This window comes from Nonlabens sp. MIC269 (assembly GCF_001430865.1).
GTDB classification, from domain to species: domain Bacteria; phylum Bacteroidota; class Bacteroidia; order Flavobacteriales; family Flavobacteriaceae; genus Nonlabens; species Nonlabens tegetincola.
In genome coordinates this window covers 1,811,354-1,829,540 of sequence record NZ_CP011373.1, presented here as the reverse complement: position 1 = coordinate 1,829,540, position 18,187 = coordinate 1,811,354, and the positions used below count along the sequence as shown (strand labels likewise).

19 protein-coding genes are annotated in these 18,187 nt (G+C 36.1%); 9 read left to right on the top strand and 10 right to left on the bottom strand.

Annotated elements, in window-relative coordinates; all coding sequences use genetic code 11:
* Positions 1 to 3: 3 nt before the first annotated feature.
* From AAT17_RS08545 to AAT17_RS08530, 4 genes are all read right to left on the bottom strand, one after another.
* A complete protein-coding gene (locus tag AAT17_RS08545; protein WP_060523630.1) occupies positions 4 to 738 on the bottom strand; it encodes an isoprenyl transferase in 735 nt (244 codons plus the stop codon).
* A 6-nt stretch (positions 739 to 744) separates the two neighbouring features.
* Positions 745 to 1,428, bottom strand: coding sequence for a DUF6089 family protein (locus AAT17_RS08540; RefSeq protein WP_042277141.1), 684 nt, complete (start codon positions 1,426 to 1,428; stop codon positions 745 to 747).
* Between the two features lie 99 nt (positions 1,429 to 1,527).
* Positions 1,528 to 2,400 (bottom strand): NAD kinase, encoded by an 873-nt coding sequence (locus tag AAT17_RS08535; RefSeq protein ID WP_042277139.1) that lies wholly within the window; start codon positions 2,398 to 2,400, stop codon positions 1,528 to 1,530.
* Positions 2,401 to 2,402: 2 nt separating this feature from the next.
* Positions 2,403 to 3,062: a CBS domain-containing protein gene (locus AAT17_RS08530; RefSeq protein ID WP_042277137.1), complete on the bottom strand. Its 660-nt coding sequence runs from the start codon at positions 3,060 to 3,062 to the stop codon at positions 2,403 to 2,405.
* A gap of 95 nt (positions 3,063 to 3,157) precedes the next feature.
* On the opposite strand from AAT17_RS08530, the gene AAT17_RS08525 reads away from it, so the two are divergent.
* The 8 genes from AAT17_RS08525 (at position 3,158) to clpX (ending at position 11,564) form a co-directional block, all read left to right on the top strand.
* The gene (locus tag AAT17_RS08525; RefSeq protein WP_060523629.1) at positions 3,158 to 3,874 is read left to right on the top strand and encodes a pyridoxine 5'-phosphate synthase; all 717 of its coding nucleotides are present in this window, start codon (positions 3,158 to 3,160) and stop codon (positions 3,872 to 3,874) included.
* Entirely contained in the window at positions 3,874 to 4,641 is a 768-nt protein-coding gene (locus tag AAT17_RS08520; RefSeq protein ID WP_060523628.1) for an alpha/beta fold hydrolase, read from the top strand. Before AAT17_RS08525 ends, AAT17_RS08520 begins: the two co-directional genes overlap by 1 nt.
* A gap of 104 nt (positions 4,642 to 4,745) precedes the next feature.
* Positions 4,746 to 5,999: an OmpP1/FadL family transporter gene (locus AAT17_RS08515; RefSeq protein ID WP_042277133.1), complete on the top strand. Its 1,254-nt coding sequence runs from the start codon at positions 4,746 to 4,748 to the stop codon at positions 5,997 to 5,999.
* A gap of 11 nt (positions 6,000 to 6,010) precedes the next feature.
* Complete coding sequence (locus AAT17_RS08510; protein WP_042277130.1) at positions 6,011 to 7,534, top strand: lipase; 1,524 nt, start codon at positions 6,011 to 6,013, stop codon at positions 7,532 to 7,534.
* A 76-nt stretch (positions 7,535 to 7,610) separates the two neighbouring features.
* On the top strand, positions 7,611 to 7,958 hold the full coding sequence (locus AAT17_RS08505) for a phage holin family protein (RefSeq protein WP_042277128.1): 348 nt from the start codon (positions 7,611 to 7,613) through the stop codon (positions 7,956 to 7,958).
* Between the two features lie 129 nt (positions 7,959 to 8,087).
* Entirely contained in the window at positions 8,088 to 9,416 is a 1,329-nt protein-coding gene (tig, locus tag AAT17_RS08500) for a trigger factor (protein ID WP_060523627.1), read from the top strand.
* A gap of 87 nt (positions 9,417 to 9,503) precedes the next feature.
* Positions 9,504 to 10,178 carry an ATP-dependent Clp endopeptidase proteolytic subunit ClpP gene (gene clpP, locus AAT17_RS08495; RefSeq protein ID WP_042277123.1) on the top strand — a complete coding sequence of 225 codons (675 nt, stop codon included), beginning with the start codon at positions 9,504 to 9,506 and terminating at the stop codon, positions 10,176 to 10,178.
* Positions 10,179 to 10,325: 147 nt separating this feature from the next.
* Positions 10,326 to 11,564 (top strand): ATP-dependent Clp protease ATP-binding subunit ClpX, encoded by a 1,239-nt coding sequence (clpX, locus tag AAT17_RS08490; protein ID WP_042277121.1) that lies wholly within the window; start codon positions 10,326 to 10,328, stop codon positions 11,562 to 11,564.
* 64 nt (positions 11,565 to 11,628) lie between these two features.
* Here clpX and AAT17_RS08485 read toward each other — a convergent pair whose 3' ends face one another.
* Positions 11,629 to 12,780, bottom strand: coding sequence for a PAS domain-containing sensor histidine kinase (locus tag AAT17_RS08485; RefSeq protein ID WP_042277119.1), 1,152 nt, complete (start codon positions 12,778 to 12,780; stop codon positions 11,629 to 11,631).
* 33 nt (positions 12,781 to 12,813) lie between these two features.
* Entirely contained in the window at positions 12,814 to 13,167 is a 354-nt protein-coding gene (locus tag AAT17_RS08480; RefSeq protein WP_060523626.1) for a hypothetical protein, read from the bottom strand.
* Positions 13,168 to 13,348: 181 nt separating this feature from the next.
* Between AAT17_RS08480 and AAT17_RS08475 the strand changes: the two genes are divergently transcribed.
* Positions 13,349 to 14,116 (top strand): enoyl-CoA hydratase/isomerase family protein, encoded by a 768-nt coding sequence (locus AAT17_RS08475; protein WP_060523625.1) that lies wholly within the window; start codon positions 13,349 to 13,351, stop codon positions 14,114 to 14,116.
* 63 nt (positions 14,117 to 14,179) lie between these two features.
* Here the strand turns inward: AAT17_RS08475 and AAT17_RS08470 are convergent, their stop codons facing one another.
* From AAT17_RS08470 to AAT17_RS08455, 4 genes are read right to left on the bottom strand one after another with little or no spacing between them, the layout of a single operon-like run.
* Complete coding sequence (locus tag AAT17_RS08470) at positions 14,180 to 15,379, bottom strand: metal ABC transporter permease (protein WP_060523624.1); 1,200 nt, start codon at positions 15,377 to 15,379, stop codon at positions 14,180 to 14,182.
* The gene (locus AAT17_RS08465) at positions 15,373 to 16,485 is read right to left on the bottom strand and encodes a metal ABC transporter permease (RefSeq protein ID WP_060525058.1); all 1,113 of its coding nucleotides are present in this window, start codon (positions 16,483 to 16,485) and stop codon (positions 15,373 to 15,375) included. The genes AAT17_RS08470 and AAT17_RS08465 overlap by 7 nt, the downstream gene beginning before the upstream one ends.
* A 49-nt stretch (positions 16,486 to 16,534) precedes the next feature.
* The gene (locus AAT17_RS08460) at positions 16,535 to 17,272 is read right to left on the bottom strand and encodes a metal ABC transporter ATP-binding protein (RefSeq protein ID WP_060523623.1); all 738 of its coding nucleotides are present in this window, start codon (positions 17,270 to 17,272) and stop codon (positions 16,535 to 16,537) included.
* Positions 17,272 to 18,186: a zinc ABC transporter substrate-binding protein gene (locus AAT17_RS08455; RefSeq protein WP_060523622.1), complete on the bottom strand. Its 915-nt coding sequence runs from the start codon at positions 18,184 to 18,186 to the stop codon at positions 17,272 to 17,274. The genes AAT17_RS08460 and AAT17_RS08455 overlap by 1 nt, the downstream gene beginning before the upstream one ends.
* Position 18,187: the final 1 nt, after the last annotated feature.

Sequence of the window (18,187 nt, the reverse complement as noted above, 5' to 3'; positions counted from 1 at the left end):
CTATTATAATTGTTCACTGGTTTTACCGAATCTTCTTTCTCGGTCTTGATAATTAAGTATTGCATCTACAAGATGCTCTTTTCTAAAGTCTGGCCATAGCACCTCGGTGAAGTACAATTCGGCATAGGCAATTTGCCAAAGTAAAAAATTGCTTATACGCTGTTCACCACTCGTTCTTATAAGTAGATCAACATCTGGCATAAAGCTGGTATACAAATGATTGTTAATCACATCTGTATTAATTTGATCTATCTCTAGTTCACCATCCTTCACCTTACCCGCAACTTTTTTAATTACATTGATCAACTCTTCACGAGAGCCATACGATAAGGCCAGAGTTAAATTCATATGTGAATTTTCTGTTGTAGCCTCAATTACTTCTTTAAGTTCTTTTTGAGCACTACTAGGTAACAATTCCAAAGCTCCAACAGCTTTAAGAGAGATGTTATTTTTTTGAAGTGTTTTAAGCTCCTTTTTGAGACTAGAAACTAAAAGTTTCATGAGCGCATCTACTTCTAATTTAGGACGTTTCCAATTTTCAGTACTAAAAGCGTACAGAGTAAGATTTTTTACACCTAATTCTGCACAGGTTTCTACCGTTTGACGCACAGCTTTGGCTCCTTTTTCGTGACCTCTCACTCGCATGAGGCCTTGCTTTTTTGCCCAGCGTCCATTACCGTCCATTATGACTGCAATGTGCTGTGGTATATTTGAATGGTCCAGTAGATTTTTACTCATACAACATTAAAAATTACAATAACACGGTTGTCGCCCAAAGGTATACGTAAGCGTTATACCTGAAAAGACATACCAGTCGTTGTTATTCACATTTCCAAATCTTAATTCATCAAAATCTTTACTACGTACTGGATTACTTCCATCCAGGTTATCCGTAAAAGTATATCTAGCGCCTATTTCGGCAGCCAAAATCAAATTTCTGGTCAAAGTCATTTTTGCACCAAAAATGATTGGAATAGCAGCATCAATAGTGCTACCATACTTTTCCAACTCACCATTTTCTAAGGCAAACAAATCGTATTGAAAGGCTGTTAATCCAGTGTACAAATACGGTGTCCATTGCCATTTACCTGAATATAAATCCCATTCCCAAAAGGTATACTCCAGACCTACACTAGCCTCAATTAAATTATAATTATAATTAAGTCCTCTTAAATCTCTAGAAATATCATCACTATCATTGTCATCCCCTATCATGTTAGTATATAGAAAACTAGCTCTAAAACTATGCCTATCACTTCGGTTCCATTTGGCGATTAAACCAAAGGCACCATCACTAGGATCGATGTATTGTGTACTACCGACATCTCCTATAACACTGGCACCACCAAACATGACTCCTAGCTCATAGGTTTGCGCTTTCGCGAAAGCGAAAACAAGTAAAAAAAGTGTCGTGAAAATGAATCTCATTTTAATCATAAAACGTGCAAATATAACAATTCTACATGCCTACAAGGCTTATTTACTGCTAATGAAGGTTAACAGTGAATTTAACGGAAGTTCTATGAATTAATTGCGCTTGTCCTCGCCCCAAAGTAGCTTGTGTCTAATTGTTTTTATAAAGCTTTGATCTTTAAATGAAACGAGATCAATCGTGAAGCTAGCTTTTTTGACAATAACCTCGGTCTCATTAGGGAAACTAGAAATACGATTATCCAATGAAGTTAAGAAGGACTCTTCTCTACCTATCACTTTGATTTTTATTTCGGTAGTATCTGGAATTACTAATGGCCTTGCGTTTAGATTGTGTGGAGCAATTGGCGTGAGAACCAGCGCACCAGTACTTGGTGAAATAACAGGTCCACCACAACTTAAACTATAACCCGTTGAGCCAGTAGGTGTAGAAATGATTAACCCATCGGCCCAATAGCTAGTCAATAATTCATTGTTAAGATGAGTTTCTATTTGAATCATACTAGTCGTATTGTATCGACTTACTGTAACTTCATTAAGTGCAAAGTTTGGATTTAAATCATCGTGACCCATTGGGGTAGCAGTAAGCAAGGAGCGCTTGGACAATGTATATTCACCATTTACTAAACGTTCTATAGCCTGCTCTAGTGAGTCTTTTTGCACCGTTGCTAGAAAACCCAGTCTACCAGAATTAATACCGATCACAGGTATATCTAAGCCTCCTATGTATACTACCGCTCTTAAAATTGTTCCATCACCACCTATACTTAATAACAAATCATAGGAATCATCAAGCGATGTAAAGCCATGTGATTGCTCTACCACTCCATGCTCTTGAAGCAATTGTTTAAATTGATTTTCGACTGAAAAAGAAATCCCAGATTGATCTAGCAAATTAATAAGCTGCTTATAAATTGCAATTGTATCGGCATGTAAATACTGCCCGTATATAGCTACCTTATTAATCATTGTTAGATATTCAAGTATTTGTCTAAATAATCAGAACGCTCTTTAAGAGCATCTAAGTAGGTATCTTCCTCTGCGGCCGATTTTATTTCATAACTATATCTTCTAAATGTTTGAAGAATAGCGTTTAAGTTCTGTGGACTCACTTTCAAGGTAATCTCTGTAAAATGATCACGATAGCCACTTACAAACATACCTTGTATTTTGGAATCGTTTGTTTCTACAATTTGTGAAATCTCACTAAAACTATAATCACTTTTTCCTTTTTCAACCACAATCACAGCACCAGCCTCATACATAAAAGGAGCATCATTAAAAATCTCCATGACATCCTTAAGCTCGTAGTAACCTATATATTGATTTTTCTCGTTGAGCACGGGCATGATATTACATTGATGTTGAGCAATAGCCTCTAATACATCAAGCCAATGAGTCTCTACTGTCACATGAAAAGCATCTAGTGAATACTTTATTTCTTCAACTGTTTGATGTTTTTCAAAACACAATGCATCGTTTTCAGACAAACATCCCACATAAACTCCATTTTCATCCATAACAGGTATGTGAGAGTAAGTAAGTTGTGAGAAAATATGCTGAACTTCCTTAACGCTATCCGTCATTGAGATAGGAGAAACATCATTTATAACAAGTTGTTGAAGATTCATTACTGCTTATTTTTTATGCAAAATAACAATTAATTAGAGTTTCTAAGGGTTAAGCTCGTGTGAATCCTTTGTACTTTTGATTTAAAATTATTTCTATGACTGTTTTAAGTGTAAACGTTAATAAAATAGCGACATTACGTAATGCTCGTGGAGGAAACGTCCCTAATCTTATAAAAGTAGCTCAAGACATTGAGCGTTTTGGTGGACAAGGTATTACGATTCACCCGAGACCAGATGAACGTCATATAAGGTATCAAGATGCTCGAGACTTAAAAAAAATTGTAACTACGGAATTAAACATTGAGGGAAATCCTATTGATAGTTTTGTTCATTTAGTAGACGAAGTGCAACCTCATCAGGTTACGTTAGTTCCCGATGCACCAGATGCAATTACCTCAAACGCTGGTTGGGACACTATTAAACACCACTCCTATTTATCTGAAATTGTTAAACACTTTAAAAATCAAGGCATAAGAACTAGTATTTTTGTAGATCCAGTGATTGAAATGATAGAAGGTGCCGCAAAAACGGGAGTAGATAGAATAGAATTGTACACCGAAGAATACGCTGTACAATTTTCAAAAGGTAATCCAGAAAAAGGAGTGCAGCCCTATAGAGATGCAGCTTTAAAAGCCCATGAACTTGGCCTAGGCATCAATGCAGGTCACGACCTCTCTCTTGAGAACATTAAATATTTTAAAGAAAATGTTCCTAATTTAATTGAGGTTTCAATAGGACACGCATTAATTTCTGAGAGTATTTATCTGGGCCTAGAAAATGTTGTCAATATGTATAAGTCACGATTAGCATAATGATATTACACAGCTTACAATTAGGAGAAACGGGACAACCCTTCGTGATTTTACACGGGTTCTTAGGGATGGCAGATAATTGGAAAACATTAGGCCGTCAGTGGAATGAGGATGGATTCCAAGTACACATTCTAGACCAGCGCAATCATGGACGCAGTTTTCATAGTGAAGAATTTTCCTATGAATTAATGGCGCAAGATTTAAAAGATTATTGTGATCACCATAGATTGAACAACATCTATTTGTTGGGTCATAGCATGGGTGGTAAGGTCGCTATGAAAGCTGCTCAACTTTTTCCAGAACTTATAGAAAAACTTATCATTGCCGACATTGCTCCAAAAACCTATGCTCCACATCATAGTGACATTATCAATGCGTTACAAAGCGTAGATTTCTCCAAAATCTCTAGCCGTAAAGAAGCCGATCAAGTATTATCTCAACGTATTACAGATTTTGGTACACGTCAATTTTTATTAAAAAGTTTGTACCGCGTAAATAAGGATACCTATGGATGGCGTTTCAATTTAGAAGTTTTAGGCAATAGCCAATCCATGATCGGAATTCACGAATCCACCGACATAGCTGTACAAATTCCAACCTTATTTATTAGAGGAGGCAATTCAGGGTACATATTAGATACCGATAAAATGCTTATTGATCACGCTTTCGCGAAAGCGGAATTAAAAACAATCCCAAACGCTGGACACTGGCTACATGCAGAACAACCTCAACTTTTCTACCAATTTGTTAACGAATTCGTAAAATAAATTACATTATGCAAGCATAATAATAACGAAAACGCTTGCGTAACATTAATTTAATATTAAATTTGACTCATTAACAAATTAGATTTTTTCTCAAACATTTGACTATGAACAAATTAAAACTTTTTCTTGTACTAGGTTTGGTTTCAGCAATGGCATACGCCGGTGGATACCGAGTAAGTACACAAAGTAACAAGCAGCTCGCAATGGGACATACTGGTGTAGCTGTAGTTAACAGTGCAGATATTCTGTTCTTCAACCCAGCTGGATTAGTTCATTTAGAAAGTAAATTAAGTGTAAGTGCAGGTGGCTTTGGTGTATTTAGTGACGTAGCTTATCAAAATGCAGAATTTGGAACATTTGCTGATACAGATAGTCCAACAGGAACACCTATTTACTTGTATGCAACTTACAAAGTAACCGATAAATTTTCTGCCGGAATAGGAGTTTACACACCATACGGTAGTAACGTTACGTGGCCTACTGATTGGTCTGGATCCCACTTAGTCAATGAGATTGAATTACAGGCAATTTTTATTCAACCTACCTTATCATACCAATTATTTGACAGTGTAAGTATAGGTGGTGGACCTATCCTAGCTATAGGTGGTGTAGAATTTAATAGAAATGCATCTAGATCACTAGTTGATGAAGAAGGTACAAGATCTAACGTATCCATTGAGGATTCGGGTGTTACCGGTTGGGGTTGGACTGCAGGTTTATTATTCACTCCTACAGATAATTTCTCTTTAGGTTTTAACTACCGTAGTTTAATAAATATTGAGAGTACAGAAGGTACAGCAACCTTCAGCAACTTCCCTAATAGTACACTTGTTCCTTCAAACGGCACACAAGGCTTTACGGCTACACTACCTTTACCTGCTGAAGCAACAGTTGGTTTGTCCTATAAATTAAACGACAAATGGTTGTTTGCTTTTGATTATAATCGTGCATTCTGGAGTGAGTACGAGAACCTAGACATAGAGTTTGCAGATGGTTCTTCAAGTATAAACCCTAGAAACTACAAAGATTCTAGCACATACAGATTAGGAGCACAGTATACTGCAACAGACAAGTTTGTAGTAAGAGCAGGATGGTACTATGATGAGTCACCAGTACAGTCTGGATATTTTGCACCAGAAACTCCACGTAACGATTCACAAGGATATACATTTGGTTTTACTTACCAAGTATCTTCTAAGTTTGCTATAGATGCATCGCTTCTTTACTTAAGATTTAAGGAAATTAATGAGTCTTATGACTTTTATTCAGACCCAGGAGCACCAGTTAATGCGCCATTTGCCGGAACTTATAAGTCACAAGCAATCATCCCAGGTATAGGTATCACTTATAACATGTAAAACATTAAATGATGAAAAGAATTAATATCAAAAATATATCTCTACTCGCTGCAGCTGCACTAGCACTTACAGCTTGTGAGCCGGAATTAGACAATGCAATTGAAGAAGGTGGTGTTTATACCGCTGGTGATGCAGATTTTTCTAAATTAGTAACCGTAGGTAACTCGTTAACTGCAGGTTTTGCAGATGGCGCTCTTTATTTAGATGGTCAAACATATTCTTACCCTAATATTCTTGCAGGACAAATGCAATTTGTAGGTGGTAATGAATTTAATCAGCCATTAGTAAACGACAACTTAGGAGGACTACTTTTAAACGGAACACAGATCACAAACAACCGTTTTGTGCTTACCTCAAACATGGGAACTCCAGTAGGTCCTGCTCCATTAGCAGGAACTCCTACAACCGACATTGCAAATAAGGTAACAGGACCATTAAACAACTTTGGTGTACCTGGTGCAAAGAGTTATCATTTAGGTGCTCCTGGATATGGAAGTCTTGCTGGAGTTCCTGCTGGAACAGCAAATCCATACTATGCACGTTTTTCTAGCTCAGAAAGTTCAACTGTAATCGGTGATGCTATTGCTGCTGATGGTTCTTTCTTTGTTCTTTGGATAGGAAACAACGATATTCTAGGGTACGCTACTAATGGTGGTGATGGAGAAGATCACAATGAAACAGGTAACATTGACCCTTCAACATATGGAGGAAACGATATTACTAACAACAATGTATTTGCAGGTGTGTACCAACAACTTGTTCAAGGTCTAACCGCAAATGGAGCTCAAGGAGCACTAGTAAACATACCAGATGTAACTTCAATTCCATTTTTCACAACTGTACCTTATAACGCAATTCCACTAGATGCGCAAACAGCAGCATTTGTTAATCAAAACTATGCACAGTACAATGGTGCTATGGCTGCATATGCACAAACGCCACTTCTTTCTCAAGAAGAGGCTACTGCAAGAACTATAAGTTTTGCCCAAGGTCAAAATGCTATCGTAATACTTGATGAAGATTTGACTGATTTGCCGGATCCTACACAACCAGGACAATTTTTACCAAAATTGAGACAAGCAACCCCTAATGATTTAGTTGTTTTTACAGCTTCTACAGTACTAGGAACACTTGCAGATCCTAGCAACCCAGCTTCAGTAATAGGTGTAGGTGTACCAGCTGGTGACAACCTTGTCTTAACTGAAAATGAACAACAAAGAATAAGCACTGCACAGGCTTCTTACAATGCTACAATTGAAGCATTGGCACAAGCAAATGGCTTAGCTTATGTAGATGCAAGAGCAGTTCTTGCTGATGTTGCAAATGGCGGTGTAGCTTTTAACGGTGGTTTACTATCAAGCACCTATGCTAGTGGTGGAGCATTCTCTCTAGATGCCGTACACCCAACTGCTAGAGGTTATGCTTACACAGCAAACACCATTATTCAAGCAATCAATGAACAATATGGTTCAACTATTCCAACTGTTGACATAGGTAACTATCCGTCTGTTACAGCTAGTGATAACGTTAACTAGAAATAGATTATAATAAATAAGAAACCTGCTTGATTAAATCAAGCAGGTTTTTTTATTTTTATTAAAATTAATCCTTATGAAATTTTTACTTAAACTATTAATAACAGCTGCGTTAGTAATCCTTTTATCCAAAATTTTACCAGGAGCAAGCACCACTGGATGGTGGAGTGCTATTCTTGTAGCAGTAGTATTATCTTTATTGAACTTTACAGTAAAACCAATTCTTCAAATATTAACCTTTCCAATTACGATAGTAACTTTAGGTTTATTTCTACTAATAATAAATGCTATCATCATTTTACTCGCTGATTGGTTAGTAGGAGGCTTTAATGTTGATGGGCTTTGGTGGGCAATTATTTTTTCATTGTTACTTGCAATAGGACGTTCATTATTGTTTAAACTACTTGATAGAGACGAGGATTAATCTCTCAAATTCTTTAAGTTTTATTAAAGTTTCAAAGTAATTGAAATTCAAAGGTATAAAGACTTTGTTTTACAACTAAATAAAGACTAATTTTGCACCCCAATTTTAACAGCACTTAAAAGTCTTTAAATGAATTTAAAACGTACTGACGTAGACGCACTTAATGCGGTGCTTACTCTAGAGATAGAGAAGAGTGATTATCAAGAGCAGGTAGAAAAAATCCTAAAGGATTATCGTAAGACTGCTTCTATTCCAGGATTTAGAAAAGGTAAAGTTCCTGCATCATTAATAAACAAGAAGTACAGAATTCCTGTATTGGTTGATGAGGTAAATAAACTGATCCAGCAAAAACTAAACGAATATATCACTGAAGAAAAACTTAATCTTTTAGGAAATCCATTACCTAAAGAACAAGCTGATATAGACTGGAATGGTGATAACTTTACATTTGACTTTGAAATAGGCCTTGCTCCAGAATTTGAAGTAGAACCTTCAAAGATTAAGGGAATCACGGCTTATGAAATAAAAACAGACGACAAAACCATCAACGATCAAATAGATCGTATTAGAGAACAATACGGAAAGTTAGTTTCTAAAGATGAGGTTTCTGAAGGTGACGAAGTTACTGGTGTTTTTAGAAATGACGAGGAAGAAATCAACACTGACGCAACTTTCCCGATATCAAAAATTAAAGGAAAAACAAACCTTAAAAAGTTTGTTGGGTCTAAAGTTGGAGATTCTATCGAATTAAAAACTAAAAATCTTTTTGAGGACAACAGCGATTTAGCTCATCACCTTAAAATTGATTTTGAAAAGAAAGATGAATTAAATGTACCTGTTACATTTGAAGTAACTGAAGTTAACACCAGGGAAAAAGCAGAGCTTAACCAAGAGTTCTTTGATAAATTGTTTGGTGAAGGAATCATCACAAGTGAAGATGAGCTAAGAGAACGTTTAAGAGAAGACGCTAAGAAACAATTTTCTCAACAAACTGATCAAAAGTTTTTGACAGATGTTACTGAAGAACTTATTGAAAAAACAAAATTTGATCTTCCAGCAGATTTTCTTAAAAGATGGATTGCAAACAATGGAGAAAACACTTTAACGGCTGAGGAAGCTGAAGAAGAATATAACAAATCTGAAAAAGGATTACGTTATCAACTCATTGAGAGTGCTATCCTGCAAAAAAATGAAGATCTTCAATTAAAGTTTGAAGACTTAAAAGAATATGCCGGAACACAGATAAAAATGCAAATGACACAATTTGGTCATACAGACGCTACTGATGAAGAAGTTGAGCAAATCGTGGCACGAGTAATGAGCAATCAAGAAGAGGTGAAACGTATGAGCGAGCAATTACAGAACGAAAAAATGCTCCAATACTTTAAGGACAACGTTAAAGCTAAGTCTAAAGAGCTTACTTACGAGGACTTTATAAAAGAAGCTTACCAAGCTTAATACACCGTATAAATTCATATCTTTAGGCGTTATCATTTTACCGAAATGTTAACGCCTTTTTCGTACAAGTTGAAGTAATATTACACTATGGATATAGCTAAAGAATTTGAAAAATTTGCCATCAAGGATCAGGGAATAAACAGTAACTACTACTCAAAAATTATGAGTAGCATGTACCCAACAAATTTAACTCCAAATATTATCGAGGAGCGTCAAATGAACATCGCCATCTTTGATGTTTTTTCACGTCTTATGATGGATCGAATTATCTTTTTAGGAACTGGAATAAATGATCAAGTAGCAAATATTGTGCAAGCGCAATTACTGTTTTTAGAAAGTGCAGATGCTAATAAAGACATTCAGATTTACTTAAATTCTCCAGGAGGAAGCGTTTACGCCGGTTTAGGAATCTATGACACCATGCAATTCATTAAACCAGACGTAGCAACAATTTGTACTGGTATGGCTGCTAGTATGGGAGCAGTGCTTCTATGTGCTGGTGAAAAAGGCAAGAGAAGTGCCTTACCACACAGTAGAGTAATGATTCACCAACCTTTAGGTGGAGCCCAAGGACAAGCAAGCGATATTGAAATTACAGCAAGAGAAATTGTAACCCTTAAAGAAGAGCTTTATACAATTATTGCAAAACATTCTGGACAATCTTACGATAAAGTATACGAAGATTCAGATAGAGATTATTGGATGAAGGCAGATAAAGCAAAAGAATACGGTATGATTGATGAAGTGCTTAATCGCGATTAATTTCACGATCAAGAATAATTAATAGAATGTTTAAAGGGTTTTACTAACGCCATAAAAAGCATTTTGGTAATTCACCTTTGAATAGTTCATTATTTTACTTCAAAAAATGAATACTAGAGATCCCATAGGATCTTAAGAATTAGGAATATGAGTAAGGAAGAATTAGAATGTAGTTTTTGTGGACGCAGTAAGTCCGAAACCAATTTACTGATTGCAGGTTTAGATGCACACATATGTGATCGTTGTATTGAACAAGCTTATGGTATCGTTTTAGAAGACACAAAAACAAGCGACACTGGTGTAACAAGTGATGATCTTAAATTAAGGAAACCACAAGACATAAAAGCTTTTTTAGACACTTATATTATAGGTCAAGAGCATACAAAAAAGGTAATGTCTGTAGCCGTATATAACCATTACAAAAGGTTATTACAACCACAAAGTGATGACGATATCGAGATTCAAAAGTCAAACATTTTGATGGTAGGTCAAACAGGAACTGGAAAAACGCTTATCGCAAAAACGGTTGCCAAAATGCTTAATGTACCTTTAGCCATTGTTGATGCGACAGTACTTACAGAAGCTGGTTACGTAGGAGAAGATGTTGAAAGCATTCTTACAAGATTATTACAAGCGGCTGATTACAATCTAGAAAAAGCACAAACAGGAATAGTTTTTATAGACGAGATTGATAAAATTGCTCGTAAAAGCGACAATCCATCAATCACGAGAGATGTATCTGGAGAAGGTGTTCAACAGGCACTTCTTAAATTATTAGAAGGAACCGTAGTTAATGTACCACCTAAAGGTGGACGTAAACATCCTGACCAAAAATTTATTGAAGTAAATACAGAAAACATCCTTTTCATTGCTGGTGGTGCCTTTGACGGTATTGAGCGAGTAATAAGGAAACGTCTAAACATGCAGGCTGTCGGATTCAGTGCGGCCAAAAGTAATGATGATGTTCTAGATAGAGAAAACTTACTTAAGTACATCATCCCTAAAGATGTTAAGGATTTTGGTATGATCCCAGAAATCATAGGTAGATTACCTGTTCTTACTCACATGAATCCATTGGATAAAGGAACTTTGAGAGCTATTCTTACTGAGCCTAAAAACGCTATCATCAAGCAGTATGAAAAGCTATTTGCTATGGATGATATCAGTTTTAGTATTACCGATGGAGCACTAGATTATATCGTAGAAAAAGCTATTGAATACAAATTAGGTGCTCGTGGATTAAGATCTTTATGCGAGGCTATTCTAACGGATGCTATGTTTGAGCTTCCTGGTAGTGATGAAAAAGAACTTAAAATCACTAAATCCTATGCCGAATCAAAGCTTAACAATAGCGGCTTACAAAAACAGCTTAAGGCCGTTATTTAAAAGAGAATAACTACGCTATATAAATGTCCATTTAATAAATTAAATGGACATTTTTTTTTTGCTATTAAATTCTATCGATAGTTATTTCAAAGGTAGTACCTACATTTTTTTTACTATCCATTACTTTTATTTTACCCTTGTGGTAGTCATGAATAATTCTTTTTGCTAGAGATAAACCAAGACCCCATCCTCGTTTTTTGGTGGTAAATCCAGGAGTGAAAATACGCTTCCAGTCGTTCTTAGGAATTCCTTTACCAGTATCTGAAATTTGAATTGAAACCTGCCTAACCTCTGCTTTAACAAACACATGTAAAGCTCCTTTCCCTTTCATGGCATCAATACCATTTTTAATTAGGTTTTCTATTACCCAAGCGTATAACTCTTTATTAAGTAAAACAGGAATAGGTTGTTCAGGTAAATCCATAGTTATCTCAACTAGTTTAGAGACACGGTTTTTAAGATAATCAGTAGCTTGCCTAGTTTCTTCTACAACATCAGCTTTTACTAGTTTAGGAACCGATCCTATTTTTGAAAAACGGTCTGTAATAGTTTTCAATCTATTAATATCCTTTTCCATCTCATCGATGTAAGAAGGCTCTACTTTAGAGTCTCTCAAAATGTGTGTCCATCCTACCAGTGATGATAGAGGAGTTCCTATTTGATGAGCACTTTCTTTAGCCATACCAGCCCACAACTTATTTTGTTCGCTGGCCTTAGTTGATCTGTAAAAAAACCAAATAACAAAACTAAATAACACCATAACCACAACCAGCGCCAGTGGATAATACTTAATTTTATTTATCACATCACTATTACCATAATATATGGTGCTTATGGGTTTTCCTTCGTAATTAATGATGTAGGGCTCATTTTGTGATTTATATATTTCAATAAGCTGTTTTATTCGTACAGTATCTGTCTCTTCAATGTTAGCAGGTAAATTTCTAGTACTTATTTCACCTTTATAAGTTACCCTTATTAAGGGTATACTTGTCATGTTTTGAGCAACAGTAAAACCCAAATCCCCTATGTAAGCATTTTTAGGAGCGTTTTGTAGGTCTTTTACAGCTGTAGCATATTCCGCAATATTTTTACGTTCCATTTCTTTTACACCTTGAAAAAACACATAGGTGTTCCAAAGTATAATACTCACCGTGACTACTGAAAAACCAATGATCACCCATCTCAATACATTTTTATCTTCTGTGATATTCATAGATATGCCTATAACTTTATTACAGCCGTCTTATTATTCCCGTTTAACAATTAAATAATAATCGTCATCCATAGGAAGATAACCTTGATCATAGACAAAATAGTAAATCGTCCCTTTTTTAGTGGTGTAAATACTAGTAAAAAAATTAAAGTCAAAACCTTCTGCTAGCAGTTTGTTACGAGTAGTTTTGGTTTTATCATTTACATTAATACTTTTAAGAACACGCCAGTTTTTCCTCAATCGATTATTAATATTACGCATGAGAGCTGTACTATCTTTGTTGAGCTTGTTATTGGCAACATTCCTGCAATAATCACTACAAAATCGTTTATCTGCTCGACCTCGTACCTCATCACCACATTCAGGACACTGTTTAGTTACTTTCATTGCAGCAAGTTACGTAGAAAAATTAAACGTTTGTAAATGATCCTACTTGAACTTGAAACTAGGTTATATATAAGTTTACGCTTTCGCGAAAGCGTAACAACCACAATCATCTCTCAAACATCACACTGCTGTGCTGAAACAAAAGATATAGATACCTTATTTTTACAAGAAAATATTAAACATGGAAAACATTCTAATTGCTGTAGAAAACAGAATCGCAACCATCACTATAAACCGACCAAGTAAATTAAACGCTTTGAATAAAGCTACAATCGCCGAGTTAAGTCAAGCGATAGATGATGTTGAAAATAATCAAGAGGTTAGAGTTGTCATTCTAACAGGTAGTGGTGAAAAAGCCTTTGTAGCCGGTGCCGATATTTCAGAATTTGCCGATTTTTCTCCTGAACAAGGAAAAGAGCTTGCGAGATTAGGTCAAGAATCACTATTTGATAAGGTAGAAAACTGTAGTAAACCCATCATTGCAGCCGTTAATGGTTTTGCACTAGGTGGTGGATTAGAACTTGCGATGGCAGCTCATTTTAGAATAGCTAGCGACAATGCACGAGTAGGTTTGCCTGAAGTATCTCTAGGAGTAATTCCTGGATACGGTGGTACACAACGTTTACCCCAATTAATTGGTAAAGGTCGTGCTATGGAAATGATAATGACAGCTGGAATGATTGATGCAGCGACGGCTCACTCTTATGGTCTTGTGAATCACGTGGTAACAAGTGAAGAATTAATACCTACTTGTGAAAAAATAGCTGGCAAAATAATGAAAAACAGCCCAGTAGCTATAGGAGCTGCCATTGACGCTGTAAATGCTGGTTATGTAGATGGAATAAATGGTTATCAAACTGAGATTGACTGTTTCGGAGCGAGTTTTGGAACGGACGATTTTAAAGAAGGTACAACCGCATTTTTAGAGAAGAGAAAGGCTCAATTTTAAACTGAGAGATTACCATTAAAATCAAAAAAGGACAGTAAAAACTGTCCTTTTTTGATTGCACTTTTAACCTCTAAACAAGAAGAAATCGTCCTTCATATCTTCGATCTTCTCATCCTTGTTAGTAATGATGTAATCCAGAGCTTTTTCAGTAAACTCTTTACCCTTATTGGATAATGTAATTACATCACCATTTTTTGATATCATGTTATTCTCTAGCGCCAGTTTCAATACTTTTTTGGCACGTACTTTACCCCAATTAATATGCTCTTGTAAATGTGTTACACTGCGCTCCTCGATACTGTCGTGATTGTTTAAGTGCAGCAAGAACGTGAGAAGAGAAACCTCGGTACGTTGCCTGCGTTGTCTAAACAATACTGCTAGTAATCCTCTTGAAGGAGCAAATAAATAAACGAGAAGAAAAATTAAACCTAGAACGGTTGTAATCGATCCTGATATAGACGCATCTAACCACATGGATAAGTAGTATCCTCCAAAGGCCGCAAGAATTCCAAAAACTACAGAGAGCAGCAACATTTTTTTCAAATCGTTAGTAAGTAAATAAGCGGTCGCTGCCGGCGCGATCATTAATGCAACTACTAGAATGGCGCCTACTGCATCAAAGGAAACCACAGTGGTAACAGATGCGACACTCATTAATCCATAATGAAGAATCACTGGTGAAAAACCTAATGCACTAGTTAAGCCAATATCAAAAGTACTTAGCTTTAATTCTTTATAAAAAAGTCCTAACAACACTAAGGTAACCAACAAAACAGATCCCGTAGTCCATAAGCTTTTAGGGCCCATATTAATAAAATCTTCTGGATTGGTAATTCCTTCCTGACTACTACTTGAATTTATTATCCAATTATCAAATGGAGCGTATTCTAATTTCCCAACTAGCACAGCATCTGTATCCAGATGTACATCGTTTGCATAAATAGCTATTAATAAAACTCCGATGCTAAACAATGCAGGAAAAACTAATCCAATAGCAGTATCCTCTTTAACAAGTCCAGTTTTTTGGATAGCCTCTACTAACCATACTGTTACAATTCCACTAATTGCAGCCAATAATATAAGCCACGGTGATGCAAGATCATGAGTAATAAAAAATCCAATTACTATTCCTGGAAGAATAGAGTGAGAGATCGCATCGCTTATCAAGGCCATTTTACGAAGTACCAAAAACACACCTGGTATAGCACAAGCTACCGCGGTAAGACATGAAATTAAAAGGATTGCTATTTCTGGATTCATGATTGAGGTACGTTGTTGTTATACAAATTTTGTGCAGTATGAAATCCCGTTGTAGTCAATGACCATGTATCGCCTTTGATTTCAATCCAGTTTTTTTCTTCTAACTGTCTTAGCGTTCCTTTAGAGTAACCTTGAAACTGATTAAGGATGCGTATTGCGTGTGGTCTACTTATATCGTCATGTTTCTCAACGATAGAGTACATAAATTGTAGTGTTTTTTTAAGGTGTAGATCCCTGCGATTGCGCACTAGTCTAATTTGTTTAAAAAGCAATCCTCTTGAAGGTGAAAAAACAAAGGAGAATCCAACAAATACTGATGCTACCAAAACAATAACAGGACCCGTAGATAAATTATTGTAACTAGCACTTATTCCTGTACCTACAACACCTGCAACAGCTCCAAAAACAGCTGCTAACAACACCATTACACCTAGACTATTTGTCCATTGTCTAGCAGCAGCAGCTGGAGCCAGCAGCATGGCACTCATTAAAACTACTCCTACAGTTTGCAACCCAATTACAATAGCTAGAACTATAAAAAAACTAATAAGCCCATCAATAACTCTGGTATTAAATCCTAAGGTGAGAGCATAATTTTTATCAAAAAGCAACAGTTTAAATTCTTTCCAAAACAGAAGCATTATAACCAGACTTATACCCGTTACTATAATCATTAAGATAACATCACTCTCTACAAGTGTCGCAGCTTGACCAAATAAATATTTATCCAAACCTGCTTGATTAGCGTCAGGTTGTTTTTTTAAGTAACTAAGAACTAACTCTCCAAAACCAAAAAACAAACTCAAAATTAACCCTAAAGCAGTATCTGTTTTAAGGTGCGTTTTTGTTACTATTCCTCTTATCCAAACCGTACCTATAAATCCGCTCACAAGTGCTCCTAACAGTAAAACATTAGAATCTTTAAGACCAGTAAAAAGGAAGGCAAGCGCTATTCCAGGCAGGGCTGCATGAGAAATAGCATCACCCAGCAAACTTTGTTTTCTTAGAACCGCAAAACTTCCTAACATACCACAAATAGCTCCCAGAACAGCCGTTCCCAGTGTTATGGTGCGCAGTGTATAGTCCGTAAAAAAACTTGTTATGTCCATCATGGATAATTTGTATTACGCTTTCGCGAAAGCATCACTTACAACTCCATTATTGCTGTACAGCAACCTTGTAATTAATCCCATAGGTTTTGGTTAAATTGTCATCATTAAAAATATCTTTGACCGGACCAGTAGCAATGTGTTTTACATTTAAGAAAGTTACCCAATCAAAATACTCGGGTACCGTTTGTAAATCGTGGTGAACGACAATTACGGTCTTTCCTGCTTTTCTAAGCTCTTTTAAGATATTTATTATAGCAATTTCGGTAGTTGCATCAACACCTTGGAAAGGTTCATCCATAAAATAAATTGACGCATTTTGAACTAATGCTCGGGCTAAAAAAACACGCTGCTGTTGTCCACCAGAAAGCTGATTGATTTGCCTGTTCTTAAAAGGAAGCATTCCTACTTTTTCAAGCGCTTCTAGGGACTGTTTTTTCTGTTTATTACCTGGCCTTTTAATCCAGCCTAAGGCACCATAGGTTCCCATCATGACTACATCTAGAGCAGTAGTAGGAAAATCCCAATCCACACTACCCTTTTGAGGAACATATGCTACTTGATGGCGTTGTTTGTGATAAGGTTTATCATAAATTTTAACAGAACCTGCAATGGGATCAATAATTCCTAAAATGGATTTTATCAAAGTAGATTTACCAGCGCCGTTGGGTCCAACAATAGCCATAAGTACTCCTTCTGGAATAGACAGGTCAATATCCCAAAGGACTGGTTTGTAGTTGTAAGCTACTGTTAAATCATCTACAGCTACTGCAATTTTATCTGCCATTATTTAAGTGCATTTACTATTGTTGCCACGTTATGCTTATACATTCCTATATAAGTTCCTTCAGCTGTTCCTGCACTTCCTAGTGCATCGCTAAATAATTCGCCACCTATATTGACCTCATGATTACGTGCTTGAACTGCTTTTTGTAAAGCTTCTACCGTACGACGTGGCACACTGCTTTCAATAAAGATTGCTTTGATATTGTTTTCTATAATAAAGTCAGTAAGTCGTTGTACATCCTTTACACCAGCTTCAGTCGCGGTTGAAAGCCCTTGTAGACCTACTACTTCAAAATTGAAACTGCGTCCAAAATAATTAAATGCATCGTGTGCTGTTACTAGAATACGTTGCTCTGATGGAAGAGTATTAATATTTTTATCAAGCTCCTCTTTCAAATTAGATAATTTCTTCAGATAGATTTCTTCATTAGCCTTATAAACCGACTCATTATTTTGATCTAGCTTGATTAATTCTTTAGTAACAAAACTGGTGATTTGTTCCCAGTACTCCAGATTAAACCAAATATGTGGATCGTAACTACTAGCAAAATAATCACTGCCTATGAGAGTACTTTTATCCAAGGCATCACTCACTGCAACTGTACGTTTACCTTGTTGATTCATTTTCTCAAATACTTCTACTAATTTACCTTCCAGATGTAATCCATTGTAAAATATGACATCGGCCTGAGAAAGCTTGCGCACGTCGCCTTGGCTTGCCTTATATAAGTGTGGATCGATACCGCTTCCCATAAGACCTTCTAATTCTATTACATCACCTCCAATTTCTTGAACTAAATCTGTAATCATGGTGGTTGTGGTCACCACCTTCAGTTTACCCGATGGTTGTTCTTTAGGCTGCTGTTTACAAGCCGAAATCAGAATTATTAATAAAATGAATAATGTTTTTTTCATG